Source organism: Pseudomonas sp. R62 (assembly GCF_000257605.1).
Taxonomy (GTDB): Bacteria; Pseudomonadota; Gammaproteobacteria; order Pseudomonadales; family Pseudomonadaceae; genus Aquipseudomonas; species Aquipseudomonas atacamensis.
In genome coordinates, this window is sequence record NZ_JH635999.1 from 988,181 (window position 1) to 1,004,388 (window position 16,208).

At 63.1% G+C, this 16,208-nt stretch carries 11 protein-coding genes and 1 pseudogene; 11 read left to right on the plus strand and 1 reads right to left on the minus strand.

Features of this window, described 5'->3' with window-relative positions; translation table 11 throughout:
* Nucleotides 1-91: 91 nt before the first annotated feature.
* From OQK_RS22795 to OQK_RS22845, 11 genes and pseudogenes are all read left to right on the plus strand, one after another.
* Entirely contained in the window at nucleotides 92-871 is a 780-nt protein-coding gene (locus tag OQK_RS22795; protein ID WP_016774453.1) for an ABC transporter permease, read from the plus strand.
* A complete protein-coding gene (locus OQK_RS22800; RefSeq protein ID WP_016774454.1) occupies nucleotides 871-1,719 on the plus strand; it encodes an ABC transporter ATP-binding protein in 849 nt (282 codons plus the stop codon). The genes OQK_RS22795 and OQK_RS22800 overlap by 1 nt, the downstream gene beginning before the upstream one ends.
* The gene (locus tag OQK_RS22805) at nucleotides 1,716-2,678 is read left to right on the plus strand and encodes a HEAT repeat domain-containing protein (protein ID WP_016774455.1); all 963 of its coding nucleotides are present in this window, start codon (nucleotides 1,716-1,718) and stop codon (nucleotides 2,676-2,678) included. Before OQK_RS22800 ends, OQK_RS22805 begins: the two co-directional genes overlap by 4 nt.
* Nucleotides 2,675-2,953, plus strand: coding sequence for a DUF971 domain-containing protein (locus OQK_RS22810; protein ID WP_016774456.1), 279 nt, complete (start codon nucleotides 2,675-2,677; stop codon nucleotides 2,951-2,953). Before OQK_RS22805 ends, OQK_RS22810 begins: the two co-directional genes overlap by 4 nt.
* Nucleotides 2,954-3,146: 193 nt before the next feature.
* Entirely contained in the window at nucleotides 3,147-3,764 is a 618-nt protein-coding gene (gene lexA, locus OQK_RS22815) for a transcriptional repressor LexA (RefSeq protein ID WP_016774457.1), read from the plus strand.
* Complete coding sequence (gene imuA, locus OQK_RS22820) at nucleotides 3,764-4,381, plus strand: translesion DNA synthesis-associated protein ImuA (RefSeq protein WP_016774458.1); 618 nt, start codon at nucleotides 3,764-3,766, stop codon at nucleotides 4,379-4,381. The genes lexA and imuA overlap by 1 nt, the downstream gene beginning before the upstream one ends.
* A 5-nt stretch (nucleotides 4,382-4,386) precedes the next feature.
* Nucleotides 4,387-5,802 (plus strand): Y-family DNA polymerase, encoded by a 1,416-nt coding sequence (locus OQK_RS22825; protein ID WP_016774459.1) that lies wholly within the window; start codon nucleotides 4,387-4,389, stop codon nucleotides 5,800-5,802.
* Entirely contained in the window at nucleotides 5,799-8,876 is a 3,078-nt protein-coding gene (locus tag OQK_RS22830; protein ID WP_016774460.1) for an error-prone DNA polymerase, read from the plus strand. Before OQK_RS22825 ends, OQK_RS22830 begins: the two co-directional genes overlap by 4 nt.
* 379 nt (nucleotides 8,877-9,255) lie before the next feature.
* Complete coding sequence (locus OQK_RS22835) at nucleotides 9,256-9,945, plus strand: GntR family transcriptional regulator (RefSeq protein WP_016774461.1); 690 nt, start codon at nucleotides 9,256-9,258, stop codon at nucleotides 9,943-9,945.
* A gap of 135 nt (nucleotides 9,946-10,080) precedes the next feature.
* Complete coding sequence (locus tag OQK_RS22840; protein ID WP_016774462.1) at nucleotides 10,081-12,192, plus strand: PAS domain-containing hybrid sensor histidine kinase/response regulator; 2,112 nt, start codon at nucleotides 10,081-10,083, stop codon at nucleotides 12,190-12,192.
* 38 nt (nucleotides 12,193-12,230) lie between these two features.
* A pseudogene (locus OQK_RS22845) lies at nucleotides 12,231-14,865 on the plus strand (excinuclease ABC subunit A).
* A 197-nt stretch (nucleotides 14,866-15,062) separates the two neighbouring features.
* Here OQK_RS22845 and OQK_RS22850 read toward each other — a convergent pair.
* Nucleotides 15,063-16,208 (minus strand): response regulator (locus OQK_RS22850; RefSeq protein WP_038861586.1); only part of this gene is annotated, 1,146 nt, incomplete at its 5' end.

The window sequence follows — 16,208 nt, forward strand, 5'->3', positions numbered from 1 at the left end:
CTCCCTTTCCCCCTCGCCCCCCTGGGGGAGAGGGCTGGGGTGAGGGGGTAAATCTCGGCCATCACACAGAACCCGAACTGGAAACCGGACTATGAAAACACCGTTGCGCTGGACATCAAGAGCCGCCTCACTGCTGCTCTGCCTGCTCTTCTGGCAACTCGCCGCCAGCCACCACTGGAACCTCGGCCTGGTCACCTTTGCCAACGTGCCGACGCCACTGGCGGTGATCGAAGCCGCGCTGGGCCTGGGCGACTCGGGCAAACTCTGGCAGCACTTGAGCAGCAGCCTCGGCCGGGTCTTCGCCGGTTACGTGGCGGCGTTGATCATCGGCATCGTCCTGGGCCTGGCCATCGGCCGGTCGAAATGGGCCGAAGACATTCTGCTGCCACCACTGGAAGTCCTGCGCCCGATCCCCGCCGTGGCGTGGATTCCGCTGGCGATCCTGATGTTTCCATCCTCGGAATTGTCGATGGTCTTTATCACCTTCACCGGCGCGCTGTTCCCGATTCTGCTCAACACCGTGCACGGCGTCGAAGGCGTCGATCCACGCCTGATCGCCTCGGCAAAAAGCCTCGGAGCAGGGCGTCGGGCGATTCTGCTGGAGGTGATTCTGCCAGGCGCTGCGCCGAGCATCATTACCGGCCTGGCGATCGGCATGGGCACGTCGTGGTTCTGCCTGGTGACGGCGGAAATGATCTCCGGGCAGTTCGGTATCGGTTACTACACCTGGGAGTCCTACACCATTCAGAACTACGCCGACATTGTCGTCGGCATGCTCCTGATCGGCGTGTTGGGCATGGGCAGCAGTTGGCTGATCAAACGCCTGGGCGGCTTGTTCACGCCTTGGCATCGACCGCGAGGCAAAGCCTGATGAGCGTGATGCAAACCCCGGAAGGGCGGATCGACATTCGCCAGTTGTCCATCGTCCTCGGCCAGGGCCGCGAGGCTTTCGAAGCGGTGCAGGGCCTCGATTGCCAGATCGAACCCGGGCAGTTCGTGTGCATTCTCGGCCCGTCCGGTTGCGGCAAGTCGACCTTGCTCGGCGCCCTGGCCGGACACTTGAGTGCCAGTACCGGCAGCTTGAAAGTCGACGGCAGCGCGGTGACCGGCCCGTCGCCGCAGCGCGGCATGGTGTTTCAGCACCACACGCTGTTCCCGTGGCGTACGGTGCGCGACAACGTCGCCTTCGGCCTGAAGATGCGCGGCGTCGGCAAGGCTGAGCGGCATCGCGCGGCTGATGAAATCCTCAAACTGGTCGGCCTCGAAGGCTTTGCCGAGCGCTGGCCTGATCAGCTTTCCGGTGGCATGCAGCAGCGGGTGGAGATTGCCCGGGTGCTGGTCAATCGCCCGCGCCTGTTGCTGATGGACGAGCCGTTCGGCGCGCTGGATGCGCTGACCCGCTTGAACATGCAGGAACTGCTGCTGGACATCTGGACGCGCATCCGCACCACCGTGGTTTTCGTCACCCATGACATCGACGAGGCGCTGTTTCTAGCCGATCGCTTGCTGGTAATGAGCGCGCGACCAGGGCGAATCATCGAAGACCTGCGTCTGGACTTTCCACGCCCGCGTACCAGTGAACTGGTGACCAGCCCGGAATTCGCTCGCCTCAAGCGCCACTGCCTCGACCTGCTTCGCCACGACAACGACCGACCGCTGCCGCGCCTCAATCCGCTCGGCCTGCCTCCTGAAAACCCTTTGCCGCGATTTGCCCTATGACCTCTATTTTTGCTGTGACCGACAACGAAGACATCCTCGCCCTGCAACCGCGCCTGACGGCTGAAGACGCTGGCGTGCGGCGCATTGCCTTGATTGATCTGGCCGATCTCGAAGAACCGGATGGCTTGCTCTGGCTGGTTGATCGACTTCGTCAGGATCCTGCCGAGGATGTTCGTGCTGAAGCTGCGCGATTGCTCGAAGCGTGGGAGGATGAAGCGGTCGTGCAAGCCTTGTGCGAAGCGCTGACGGATCCGGCGCCCGCCGTGCAATCGGCGGCGGCGCAAAGCCTGAGCCTGCTCAAGACTGCGGCGGCGGGGCGGGTCATTCTGCCGTGGACCGCACATGCCGATGTCAGTGTGCGCATCGCCGCCTTTCGGGCGTTACGCGAATTGCGCTTCGCCGAGGCCGCGTCGGCTGCCGTCGCCGCGTTGGAGGATGCCGATGCTCATGTTCGGCGCGAAGCGGTAGGCGTGCTCGGCTGGCTCAGGCAGCTCGACGCGCTGCCAGCCCTGGCGCGCCTGGCCAGCGACGACCCGGACACCGAAGTGCGCCGCGCCGCGACCGGCGCGCTCGGTCTGGCCAGTGGCGCCGAAGTATTGCCGGCGTTGCGCCAGGCCTTGCAAGATCAAGCCTGGCAAGTGCGCGAAGAAGCCGCGACCACGCTGGGCAAGGTTGGCCACAGCGACGCCGGCCCGGCCTTGGTCGAAGCGCTGAGCGATGATTACTGGCAAGTGCGCCTGCGCGCCACCCGAAGCCTCGGTCGCTTGCGCTTCGTCCCGGCGCTGGACGCGCTGATCGACACCCTCGGCCACCGCATCAGCAATCTGCGCAAGGAGGCCGCGCTGGCCCTCGGTGAATTGAACGATCGCGGCGCCGTGGCCGCGTTGCAGGCAGCGCAGGACGACGGCGACCCGGAAGTGCGCAAAGCCGTGCGCATCGCTCTGAGTCAATTGCAATGAATCCGCTGGCGGTGGCCAACTCGCAGAGTGCGCGCACGTTGCGCCTGAGCTGGCCGGACGGGCGCGAATCGCTGCTCAAGCATGCCGATCTGCGCCGGCAATGCCCGTGCTCGCAATGCCGCGCATTTCGCCTGCGCGGCGTGACGCCGCTAGTTGATGAGCGCGTGCGCCTGATCGAGGTCAATCCACAGGGTTATGGCGTGCAACTGGTGTTCAGCGATGGCCATCAACGCGGGATTTACCCGTGGGCGTACCTGGCGCAACTGGGTTCCTGACCTTATCCGATGATCGTTCCCACGCTCCGCGTGGGAATGCAGCCCGTGACGCTCCGCGTCACTGGACGCGGAGCGTCCCTTGAGGCATTCCCACGCGGAGCGTGGGAACGATCAGATCGCAGCCTTCGGCAGCTCCCTGCGTCGGCATGCGCCGACTGGCGGTTCTTGTCAGGCATTTCCCACAGGAGTACAAATGTACTCCATGACAAACCTGACTCCCCGCCGTACTGCCATTCTGACCTTTATCCGCGATCGCATCGCCGAGCACGGTCAGCCCCCAAGCCTCGCTGAAATCAGCGAGGCTTTTGGTTTTGCCTCGCGCAGCGTGGCGCGCAAGCATGTGCTGGCGCTCACCGAAGCCGGTTTCATCGAGGTCAATCCGCATCAGGCCCGGGGCATTCGCCTGCTAGGTCAGCCACCGCGTCCGGAATTGCTGGAGATCCCCGTACTTGGTCGCGTGGCTGCCGGTGCGCCGATTGGCGCCGATGCCGATATCCATAACCGTTTGCTGCTCGACCCGGCGCTGTTCTCCCGCACCCCGGATTACATGCTGCGGGTGCAGGGCGACTCGATGATCGAAGACGGCATTCTCGATGGCGATCTGGTCGGTGTACGGCGCAATCCCGAGGCGCTGAACGGCCAGATCGTCGTTGCGCGTCTGGACGGTGAAGTCACCATCAAACGCTTCGAACGGGTCGGGGATGAAGTGCGCCTGCTGCCGCGTAACCCGGCGTACAAGCCGATTGTCGTGCGTAACGATCAGGATCTGGCCATCGAAGGCGTGTTCTGTGGTCTGGTGAGGCAAGGCTGATGGGCGCCGTCGTTGCGTTGGATACGCTGTTCAATGGCGGCCAGGTCTGGCGCGGCCGGCCTGCGCCACCGGCGGCAAGTCCGCAGCCGACCGGGCATGCGGGACTGGACGCAGCTCTGCCCAGCGGCGGCTGGCCGGAAGCGGCGCTGAGTGAAGTTCTCTTGGCCGGCCCCGGTGTCGGCGAGCTGCAGCTGGTCTGGCCAACCCTGGCGCGATTGTCCGCGGCCGGTGAACGCATCGTGCTGGTGGCGCCGCCGTTCGTGCCGTACCCGCAGGCTTGGGCCAATGCCGGAGTCGATCTGCGCCAGTTGTCGGTGATTCAAGCCAGCGAACGCGATGCCTTGTGGGCGGCGGAGCAGTGTTTGCGCTCGGGCAGTTGCGGCGCGGTGCTGTGCTGGCCGAACAAGGCCGATGACCGAGCCTTGCGGCGTTTGCAGGTAGCGGCGGAAACCGGCCAGACCCTGGCCTTTGCCTGGCGCCCGTTGAGCGAAGCGGTCAACCCGTCACCGGCAGCGTTACGGATTGCCATCGATGCCAAACCGGCGCAGCTACGCGTACTCAAATGCCGTGGCGGCCTGGCGCGTGCGACTCCGATTGCCTTTGCCGTGGGGCACTGATTGTCATGCGCTGGGTATGTATCCTGTTTCCGCAATTGGCCCTTGACGCCGTACTGCGTCAGCGGCCCGACCCTGAAGAGCCGCTGGTCCTGCTCAGCGGTCCGGCCCAGCGGCGGGTGCTGCAAGCGGTTAATCCGGCGGCACGCAAACTGGGCCTGCGTCCTGGCATGTCGATGACCGCCGCGCAAGCCATGAGCAAAGGCTTTGCCACCGCCGATTACGAGGTGGCCGAGGTCGAGCACTGGCAGCAGTTTCTCGCCGCGTGGGCCTATCGCTTCAGCGCGCAGGTCAGCGTGCATTACCCGCGTACCGTGGTGTTCGAGATCGAATCGAGCCTGGGCCTGTTCGGTACCTGGCCGCAATTTGAAGCTCGCCTGCGCCAGGAGTTGAAAGATCTGGGCTTTCGTCATCGCATCGTCGCCGCGCCGAACCCGGTGGCTGCGCGAGTGCTGGCCAATGCCTACGATGGCTTGGTGGTGCCGGACGGTGAGGCTTTGCAGCATCATCTCGGGCAATTGCCTGTTGATCGTGTGGGGCTGGAGCCGAATGTCGCCACGGCGTTGTCGCGCATGGGCCTGCGCAATCTCAGTCAGGTGCAATGCCTGCCACGCCAGGCACTGGCCCGGCGTTTCGAAGCGCAGATGCTCAAGCACCTGGATACGCTGTTCGGCGCACGCCCTCTGGCGCTGGCGTTCTATCTGCCGCCCGACCGTTTCGATATCCGCATCGAACTGAATTTCGACGTGCAATCCCATCAAGCCTTGCTGTTCCCGTTACGGCGCTTGACCGGCGATTTGTCGGCGTTCCTCTGCGGGCGCGACAGCGGTGTGCAGCGCTTCGATTTGCTTCTGGAACACGCCGGGCTGCCGGACACAGTGATCAAGGTCGGCCTGCTCAGCGCCGAGCGTGACGCGGCGATGCTCTTCGAACTGGCCCGTGGCCGGCTGGAGCAAGTCCAGGTCGAAGCACCGGTGCGTGGTTTTCGCTTGCGCGCCGAAGACCTGCCGAGTTTCGTTCCGCAGTATCAGGAGCTGTTCGACGACCGCCCGCAGCAGACCTTGCCCTGGGAGCAATTGCGCGAACGTCTGCGCGCACGGCTGGGTGATGACGCGGTGCAGGGGCTGCGCTTTCAGGCCGATCATCGCCCTGAGTGCGCGTGGCAGAACGCTGCCGATAAACACCTTTGCACAGGGTTGCCCAGCGTGCAGCGTCCGGGCTGGCTGCTCAACGAACCGCAAAGTGTGCCGGAAGGTTCGGCGCGGATTCTCATGGGGCCAGAGCGCATCGAATCCGGTTGGTGGGACGGTGGCGACGTGCGGCGTGATTACTACCTGATCCAGAACCGCGCCGGTCAGCAGGGCTGGGCCTGGCGGGCGGTGGGTGAGGGCGGTCCGCTGTGGCTGCAAGGCTGGTTCGCATGAGTGCCGATTACGCCGAACTGCATTGCCTGTCGAACTTCAGTTTCCAGCGCGGAGCCTCGAGCGCGCTGGAACTGTTTCAGCGGGCGAAAAAGCACGGCTATCAAGCGCTGGCGATCACCGACGAATGCACCCTGGCCGGCATCGTTCGTGCGTGGCAAGCGGCGAAGTCCGTTGAGTTGCCGTTGATCATCGGCAGCGAGATCCGCATCGACAACGGCCCGAAACTGGTGCTGCTGGTGGAAAACCTTGCCGGTTATCAGGCCTTGTGCGGCTTGATCACCCAGGCTCGGCGGCGTACGCAGAAAGGCCAGTATCAGGTGCTGCGCGAAGACTTCGCCGAAGCGCTGCCGGGTTTGCTGGTGTTGTGGGTGCCGGATTCAGTGGATGACCGGGAAGAAGGGCGCTGGCTGAAACAAATCTTCGGCGACCGCCTCTGGCTCACGGTGCAACTGCATCGCGGGCAGAACGATCAGCAGCGACTATCGGCATTGTTGGCTCTGGCGGCTGAGTTGCAGATTCCAGCCGTAGCCAGCGGCGATGTGCACATGCACGCCCGGGGGCGCCGTGCCTTGCAGGACACCATGACCGCGATCCGTCATCACGTCCCCGTGGCCGAAGCGGGTCTGCGCCTGCACCCCAATGGCGAGCGGCATTTGCGTTGCCTCGATGAGCTGCGCGCCCTGTATCCGCCGGACTTGCTCGAAGCGTCGCTAAAACTGGCCAGACGCTGCACTTTCGATCTGAGCGAGCTGCGCTATCAGTACCCGAAAGAGCTGGTGCCCGAGGGCCACAGTGCCAGTTCCTGGTTGCGCCATCTGACCGAGGAGGGCATTGCCTGGCGCTGGCCGAAAGGGCCTCAGGCCAAGGTGCTCAAGCAGATCGATGACGAGTTGCAATTGATCGCCGAGCTCGGCTACGAAAGCTATTTCCTCACCGTGCACGACGTGGTGCGCTTTGCCCGCACACAGAAAATCCTCTGTCAGGGCCGTGGTTCGGCAGCCAACTCGGCGGTGTGTTATGCCTTGGGTATTACCGAAATCGACCCGGAGCGCACCACGCTATTGTTCGAACGTTTCATGTCCAAAGAGCGCAACGAGCCGCCGGACATCGATGTCGATTTCGAGCACGAGCGCCGCGAAGAAGTCCTGCAATACGTGTTCAACCGTTATGGCCGGCGGCGTGCGGCGCTGACGGCGGTGGTCAGCACCTATCACGCCACCGGTGCCGTGCGCGATGTGGCCAAGGCCCTCGGCCTGCCGCCGGATCAGATCAACGCGCTGGCCGATTGTTGCGGGCGCTGGAGCGATGAAACGCCGCCGCTGGAACGCTTGCGTGAAGGCGGCTTCGACCCGGATAGTCCGGTGCTGCGTCGGGTACTGAGCCTGACCGGGCAACTGATCGGCTTCCCCCGGCATCTGTCGCAGCATCCCGGCGGTTTTGTGATCTCCGAGCAGCCGCTGGACACCTTGGTGCCGGTCGAAAACGCGGCGATGGCCGACCGCACCATCATTCAGTGGGACAAGGACGACCTCGATGCGGTCGGCCTGCTCAAGGTGGATATCCTCGCCTTGGGCATGCTCAGTGCGATTCGCCGCTGCTTCGACCTGCTGCGCCGGCATCGTGATCTGAACCTGACGCTCGCGACGATCCCCGCCGAAGACAAACCGACCTACGAAATGATCAGTCGCGCCGATACCGTCGGCGTGTTCCAGATCGAGTCGCGGGCGCAGATGTCGATGCTGCCGCGCCTGAAGCCTAAGACCTTCTACGATCTGGTGATTGAAGTGGCGATCGTCCGGCCCGGGCCGATTCAGGGCGGCATGGTTCATCCGTATCTGCGCCGACGTAATAACGAAGAGGCGGAAACCTATCCATCGCCGGCGCTCGAAGTCGTACTCAAAAGAACCCTGGGCGTGCCGTTGTTCCAGGAACAGGTCATGCAGATCGCCATCGTCGCTGCCGACTACAGCCCCGGCGAGGCCGATCAGTTGCGCCGCTCGATGGCAGCTTGGAAACGCCATGGCGGACTGGAGCCGCACAAGGAACGCCTCGCCGCCGGCATGAAAAAGAACGGCTACACACCGGAATTCGCTGCGCAGATCTTCGAGCAGATCAAGGGCTTCGGCAGTTACGGCTTCCCCGAATCCCACGCCGCCAGTTTCGCCTTGCTGACCTACGCCAGTTGCTGGCTGAAATGCCACGAGCCGGCGGCGTTTGCCTGCGCATTGATCAACAGTTGGCCGATGGGCTTTTACAGCCCGGACCAGATTCTGCAGGACGCACGGCGGCACCAATTGCAGATCCGTCCGGTGGACGTGCGCGCCAGTGACTGGGATTGCAGCCTCGAGCCGCTGAGTGCCGGGCAACCGGCTATTCGCATGGGCCTGCGCATGATCAAGGGGTTTCGCGAAGAAGATGCCCGGCGCATCGAAGCCGCGCGCCGCCACGGGGCGTTTGCCGATGTTGCCGATTTGGGCGAGCGCGCCGCCCTCGACAGCCGTGCGCAGGCCTTGCTGGCAGACTCCGGCGCTTTGCGTGGCTTGGCCGGGCATCGCCATCGTGCGCGTTGGGAAGTGGCTGGAGTGCAGAAACAACTCGGCCTGTTCGCCGGTCTGCCCAACGAGGAAGAAGTAAAAATCGTCTTGCCCAAACCCAGCGTTGGCGAAGACCTGCATGCTGATTACGCCACGGTGGGGACGACGCTGGGGCCGCACCCGTTGGCGTTGTTGCGTGGCGAGTTGCAGGCCAGGCGCTGCCGCAGCTCGCGCGAGTTGATGGATATCGAACATGGCCGGCCGGTCAGCGTGGCCGGTCTGGTCACGGGCCGACAGCGACCCGGTACGGCCAGCGGCGTGACGTTCGTGACCCTGGAAGACGAGTTCGGCAACGTCAACGTGGTGGTCTGGCGTGACCTGGCCGAGCGTCAGCGCCAAGTGCTGGTGGGGTCGCAATTGCTCAAGGTCGACGGCCGCTGGGAACGCGAAGGCGATGTGCGCCACCTGATCGCCGGGCGCATGAGCGACCTGAGCCCGCTGCTCAATGGCATTCACGTGCAGAGCCGCGATTTCCACTGACCTTTGTGGCAGCGAGCCTGCTTGCGAAAGCGCAGTCTCAGGCGATGACGATATTGACTGTGCCGCCGCCTTCGCGAGCAGCCTCGCTCCCACAGGGATTTTGGTTGCGATGAAGATAGTCGATCTGCCCCGTATCAGTGTGGGAGCGAGCCTGCTCGCGAAAGCGCAGTGTCAGGCGATGACGATGTTGAATGTACCGCCGCCTTCGCGAGCAAGCTCGCTCCCTTTTTGGCTGTCTATTCAAAATCGAGATAAATCAAAAGGCTGCACCTTTGGGCCGAAGGCAGATATTCTGCGCTTCACACTGGTACGGGAACACGATCAACTCCATGGCCAGCCACTGCCAGGATGAATTGCCCGACGCCAAAGGAGTGTTCGAATGAGCGAAAAGAAGCTGGAAACCACGGTCGATCGCGTCTACCAAGGGGTTTATGCGGCGATCAGCAAGCGTTCGTTGCGCCCGGGCATGAAGCTGGGTGAGGCCTCGCTGGCCGAGCTGTTCAATGTCAGTCGCACCTCGGTGCGTGCTGCGCTCAAGCAGTTGGAAGCCGATGGTCTGGTCACCACCGAGCCCAACAAAGGCGCATCGGTGTCGCTGCCCAGTGACGCAGAGCTGCGTTCGTTGTTCGAAACCCGGCGGCTGATCGAGATCGGCATCGTCACCGAACTGTGCCGGCGCAAAGACAGCGTTGCCATGCAGGATCTGCGCGAGCACTTGTTACTGGAAGATGCCGCGCATGCTGCCGGCGACCATGAACGACTGATCCATCTGCTCGGCGAGTTCCACCTCAAACTGGCGCGCAGCCTGAACAATCCGGTACTGCTCGACTGGTTCCAGAAGCTGATCTCGCGGGCCTCGCTATATGCCGCCGCGCTCGATGACGACAGTCATCAAGCCTGCCGCGACGATGAACACCTGCGTTTGCTTGAGTACATCGAAGCCGGCAATCAGAGCGCCGCAATCGAACTGACCTGCACGCACCTCAACGGAATCGAGAAAGCGATCCTCGACGTCGCGGCGAAAATGAAAACCGGCTATCACCCACTCAAGCACTTGATCGGCGTCTGAATGGCTCTGCGTCGCAAATCAGCTATACCTGCGATGAAACCAATGCGTTTTCACAGCCTCGAAACACACGGGCGTCGCGTCGTTGTAGCGTTGCGATAGATCGGAAAACCGCAAAAAAGGACACTGAGTCAGGCGATGCAGTTTTTATCCGAAAGCCACGGCTGTGAAGGCTGGAAAGGCGAAATGGCCGAGCGCATCCGTGCGTTCGACTGGAGCCACACGGAACTTGGCGCGCTCGCCGAATGGCCGGCCAGCCTGTGCAACACCGTGCAACTGATGCTGGCTTCGCCGTTGCCCATGGTGATGCTGTGGGGGCACGCCGGCTACATGATCTACAACGACGCTTATTCCGAATTCGCCGGCGGCCGCCACCCCTATCTGCTTGGCGTCCCGGTTGAGCTGGGCTGGCCTGAAGTCGCCGAGTTCAACCGCCACGTCGTTGACACCTGCCTGGCCGGTGGCACCTTGTCCTATCGCAACAAAGAGCTGGTATTGCTGCGCGATGGCGTGCCCGAAGACGTCTGGATGGATTTGTATTACAGCCCGGTGGCCAACGACGAAGGCGTGCCCGGCGGCGTCATGGCGATGGTGGTCGAAACCACCGAGCTGGTGCATTCCGAGCGCCTGCGCCAGGCGGCCGAAGATGCCTATCGCGCCGACAACGAGCGCGTGCGTCTGGCGCTGAATGCCGGCGCACTGCTGGGCTCGTTTGTCTGGGACATCAAGAACAATCGCTTCTCCGCTGACGAACGTTTCGCCCGCACCTTTTCCTATCCGCCGGATCAGGACTTGAGCGATCTGCAACAAGAGATCGCCGAATCGCGCATTCATCCCGACGACCACCCATGGGTCCAGGAGCGGGTCGCCCATTGTGTGCGCACTGGCGAGCCCTACAACGCCGAGTACCGTGTACAGCGCGGCGATGGCCAATATCTGTGGGTGCTGGCCAGTGGTGCCTGCGAGTTCGATGAAGACGGAAGGCCGTTTCGCTTCCCCGGCGTGCTGATCGATATTCATGAGCGCAAGAATGCTGAAGAGTCGCTGCTCAAATTCACCCGCAACCTCGAACAGCGTGTGGCCGCCGAGGTGAATGCGCGGCTGGCGGCTGAGGAACAACTTCGCCAGTCACAGAAACTCGAAGCCATCGGCGGCCTTACCGGTGGCGTTGCCCATGACTTCAACAATCTGCTGCAAGTGATCGCCGGCAACCTGCATCTGCTCGCTCGGCATGAGCCCAACAATGCCAACGTGCAGCGCCGGGTCGGGGCTTCGCTGGCGGCGGTCGAGCGCGGGGCCAAACTGTCTTCACAATTGCTCGCGTTTGCCCGCCGGCAACCGCTTTCACCCGCCGTGTGCAACCCCGAACAGATTTTCGAAGGCGTCGGCGAGTTGCTGCAACGCGCCTTGGGCGAAACCATTCAGATCGACGTGCAACTACCGCCGCAGCCGTGGCATATCAACGTCGACCGCAATCAACTGGAAAACGCGATTCTCAATCTGGCGATCAACGCCCGCGACGCGATGAAGGGCGAGGGCGTCATCGGCCTCAGTGCCGCCAATGTCTGCCTGGACAGCGAATACTGCGCCGGCAAGGGCATAGCGGCCGGTGAGTATGTTCGCGTGGCGGTCACCGACACCGGCGTGGGTATTGCCCCACAAATGCTGGAACAGGTCTTCGAACCGTTCTTCACCACCAAGGCCGACGGCCAGGGCACCGGGCTCGGTTTGAGCATGGTGTTCGGCTTCGTCAAACAGAGTGGCGGCCACGTCGAGATCGACAGCAAGCTCGGCGAAGGCACGCGGGTGCAGTTGTATTTCCCGCGCAGTCTGCGTCCGGTTCGCGAAGAGACCGCCAGTGTCGGCGAACGCAAGAGCGGCGGCCACGAAACCATTCTGGTGGTGGAAGACAATGACGCGGTGCGCGCTTCGGCGGTCGAGTTGCTGCGCGAGGAAGGCTATCGGGTGATGACCGCGTGCAATGGCGACGTGGCCATGCAGATGTTGCTGGAAGGCATCGAGATCGATCTGATCTTCACCGACGTGGTCATGCCCGGCCTGATCAAGAGTTCCGATCTTGCTGCCTGGGCCAAGGTGCAGACGCCGCCAGTGCCGGTGCTGTTCACTTCCGGGCATACCCGCGACATCATTTCCCGCGACCACCAGCTCAGCCCCGATACCCATCTGCTCGGCAAACCCTACAGCCCGCAAGCTTTACTGCAGATGATTTGCGAGGTGCTCGGCACCTGATGCCGAGCGCTGCCCAGTTTTTCAATCAAGGCAGGCCGATGACTTCCAAGCGCAATTCCAAAGCACCCGCCGGCATGGTTCGCGTGCGCGGCGCCCGCGAACATAACCTGAAGAACGTTGATGTCGATATTCCGCGTGATGCGCTGGTGGTGTTCACCGGTGTCTCCGGTTCGGGCAAGTCGTCGCTGGCGTTTTCCACTCTGTATGCCGAGGCCCAGCGGCGGTATTTCGAATCGGTGGCGCCGTACGCGCGGCGGCTGATCGATCAGGTCGGCGTGCCGGATGTCGATTCCATCGAAGGACTGCCGCCCGCCGTCGCTTTGCAACAGCAGCGCGGCACGCCGAGCGCGCGTTCGTCGGTGGGCAGCGTGACGACGTTGTCGAGCCTGATCCGCATGCTCTATTCCCGCGCCGGCAGTTATCCGCCGGGGCAGCCGATGTTGTATGCCGAAGACTTTTCACCGAACACGCCGCAGGGCGCCTGTCCGGAGTGTCATGGACTTGGTCGCGTCTATGAAGTGACCGAAGCGCTGATGGTGCCGGACCCGAACCTGACCATCCGCCAGCGTGCAGTGGCGTCCTGGCCCTTGGCCTGGCAAGGGCAGAACCTGCGCGACATCCTGGTGACCATGGGCATCGATGTCGACATTCCGTGGAAAAAACTGCCGAAAAAACAGCGCGACTGGATTCTCTTCACTGAAGAGACGCCGACGGTGCCGGTGTACGCCGGGCTGACCCCGGAAGAAACCCGCGTCGCGCTCAAACGCAAAAATGGAACCGAGTTATCAGGGCACCTTCACCGGCGCCCGGCGCTACATCCTGCACACCTTCACTCACTCGCAAAGTGCGCTGATGAAGAAGCGTGTTTCGCAGTTCATGCGCGGCAGCCCTTGCCCATTGTGCGAGGGCAAGCGGCTCAAGCGCGAGGCTCTTTCGGTGACTTTTGCCGGCTACGACATTGGTGAGCTGTCGCAGATGCCGTTGCTGCAAGTGGCCGAAGTGCTGAGACCGGTGGCAGCGGCGAATTATCTGGAACAGGCCGAGGAGAGCGGCGACACCCTCAGCCATGCGCAAACCCGCGAGGCGCGCCAGCAGCGGGTCGCCCATGGCGCCAGCGGGCATGCCAGCGCACCGGACGTGCGCCACACGCCGAACCTATCGCTGGAAAAACGCTTGGCGGCGCAACGCATTGCTGAGGATTTGCTGGAGCGGGTCAGCACCCTGACCGATCTCGGGCTGGGGTATCTGGCGCTGGAACGCAGTACGCCGACGCTGTCGTCGGGCGAGTTGCAGCGTTTGCGCCTGGCCACGCAATTGGGTTCGCAGCTGTTCGCGGTGATTTATGTCCTGGACGAACCGTCTGCCGGTCTGCATCCGGCGGATGGCGAGGCGTTGTTCGAGGCGTTGCAGCGCTTGAAGGCCGACGGCAACACGCTGTTTGTGGTCGAACACGATGTCGAAACCATGCGCCGTGCCGACTGGCTGATCGACGTCGGTCCGGCGGCAGGCGAGAAGGGCGGGCGAGTGTTGTACAGCGGTCCGCCTGCGGGACTTGCTGATATTGCAGATTCGCAGACCCGCGCCTATCTGTTCGCGGAAAACCAGCGCCCTGAGCGCGCCGCACGCAAGCCGAGCGGCTGGCTGAAGCTCGACGGCGTGACGCGCAATAACCTGAATAATCTCAGCGCCGAATTTCCCTTGGGCTGTTTCACCTCGGTGACCGGTGTATCCGGCTCTGGCAAATCCAGTCTGGTCAGCCAGGCCTTGCTGGAACTGGTCGGCGCGCAGTTGGGCCGTCCTGTGGCCGAGGCCGAGGCGGAAGAACCGAGCCTGGAAGATGATACGCCGCCGCCCAGCACCGGGCAGATCAGCGCCGGCCTGGAGTCGATCAAACGCCTGGTGCAGGTTGATCAGAAACCCATCGGACGCACGCCGCGCTCCAATCTGGCGACCTACACCGGGCTGTTCGACAACGTGCGCAAGCTGTTCGCCGCGACTCCCGAGGCACAAGCGGCGGGCTATGAAGCCGGGCAGTTTTCCTTCAACGTCGCCAAGGGCCGTTGCGCTACTTGCGAGGGTGAGGGGTTCGTCAGTGTGGAATTGCTGTTCATGCCCAGTGTGTATGCGCCATGCCCGACCTGTCATGGCGCACGGTATAACCCGCAGACGCTGGCGATTCTCTGGCAGGGCTTGAGCATCGCTCAGGTGCTGCAACTGACTGTCGATGAGGCGGTGTCCGTGTTTGCCGAGCAGCCAGGGATTCGTCGTTCGCTGGAAGTGCTGCGCGATATTGGTCTGGGTTATCTGCGTCTGGGGCAACCGGCCACGGAGCTCTCCGGCGGTGAGGCGCAGCGGATCAAACTGGCAACCGAATTGCAGCGCAACCAGCGTGGCGCGACCTTGTATGTGCTGGATGAGCCGACCACGGGATTGCACCCGAGGGATGTCGATCGCTTGCTGGAACAGCTCGATACGCTGGTGACGGCGGGGCACACGGTGATTGTGGTCGAACACGAGATGCGTGTCGTCGCGCAGAGCGACTGGGTGATCGACATCGGCCCCGGGGCCGGCGATCAGGGCGGCAGGATCGTCGCCGCCGGCACACCGCAGAAAGTCGCCGCGAGCAAGAAAAGCAAGACTGCGCCGTTTCTGGCTCGGGCGTTAAGCCGATGATGGCAGCGACCTGCCGAACGCCTTCGCGAGCAGGCTCGCTCCCACAGTTTTGCAGGCTGTACCCAATAAAGTGGTAACGCAGCAGAACCCCTGTGGGAGCGAGCCTGCTCGCGAAAGCGGAATGTCAGCCGCAGATGAGCTGACTGGACGGACGCCTTCGCGAGCAGGCTCGCTCCTACATGGGGATGTGTGTCAGTTCAGGCGCCATCCAGCGTGCGGCGGACCTTGTCGAGCAGTTCGCTGATCTGGAACGGTTTGACCAGCATGTCCATGCCGGTGCCAAGGAAGACCTGACGGTTGAGCGCGGTTTCGGCGTAGCCGGTCATGAACAGGATCGGCAGCCCTTCGTGCCAGCCACGGGCAACATCCGCCAGTTCACGGCCGCTCATGCGCGGCAAGCCGACGTCGGTCAGCAGCAGATCGATCGACGGGTCGTTCTGCAAGCGCTCCAGCGCCGATTCGATATCCGCCGCTTGCGTGCAGCGATAGCCGGCATCTTCCAGCACTTCGGTAACGAACAAGCGCACCGTGGCCATGTCCTCGACGATCAGCACATGCTCGCCACTGCCTTTGGCATCAGGCACCGGCACCGGCGCGTCGGCGCCGGTCGGGTCGTTGGTGCCGGGCAGCATGATCGTCACTTCGGTGCCACGCCGGGCGACGCTGCGAATGTGCGCGTCACCGCCGGACTGGCGGGCGAAGCCGTAAATCGTCGACAGACCAAGCCCGGTGCCCTGGCCCAGCGGCTTGGTAGTGAAGAACGGCTCGAACACCTTGTCGATCACGTTGTGTTCGATGCCGGTGCCGTCGTCGCGTACCGACAATGCCACGTACGCGCCATCGGCCAGATTCGGATCGCCGTGGGAATAAGCGGCGTAAGTATTGACCCAGATATTGCCGCCGGAGGGCAGGGCATCGCGGGCGTTGATCACCAGGTTGAGCACCGCGCTTTCCAGCTGCACCGGGTCGACCAACGCAATCGCCGGTTTGTTGGTCAATTCCAGCTTGAGGGTGATGCGCTCACCGATGGTGCGCACCAGCAATTCTTCCAGCGAGCGGACATGCTCGTTGATGTCCACCGGCCGTGTATCCAGTGGCTGCTGACGGGCAAATGCCAGCAGACGATGGGTCAGCGAGGCCGCGCTCATCGCTGAGTTCAGCGCCGCTTCGGTATAGAACTGCACTTTGTCCAGACGCTCATCGGCTACGCGTTTCTGGATCAGTTCCAGACTGGTGATGATCCCGGTCAGCAGATTGTTGAAGTCGTGAGCGATACCGCCGGTGAGCTTGCCCAGTGCATCCATTTTCTGCACTTGCAGCAATTGCGCTTCGGCGTGCACGCG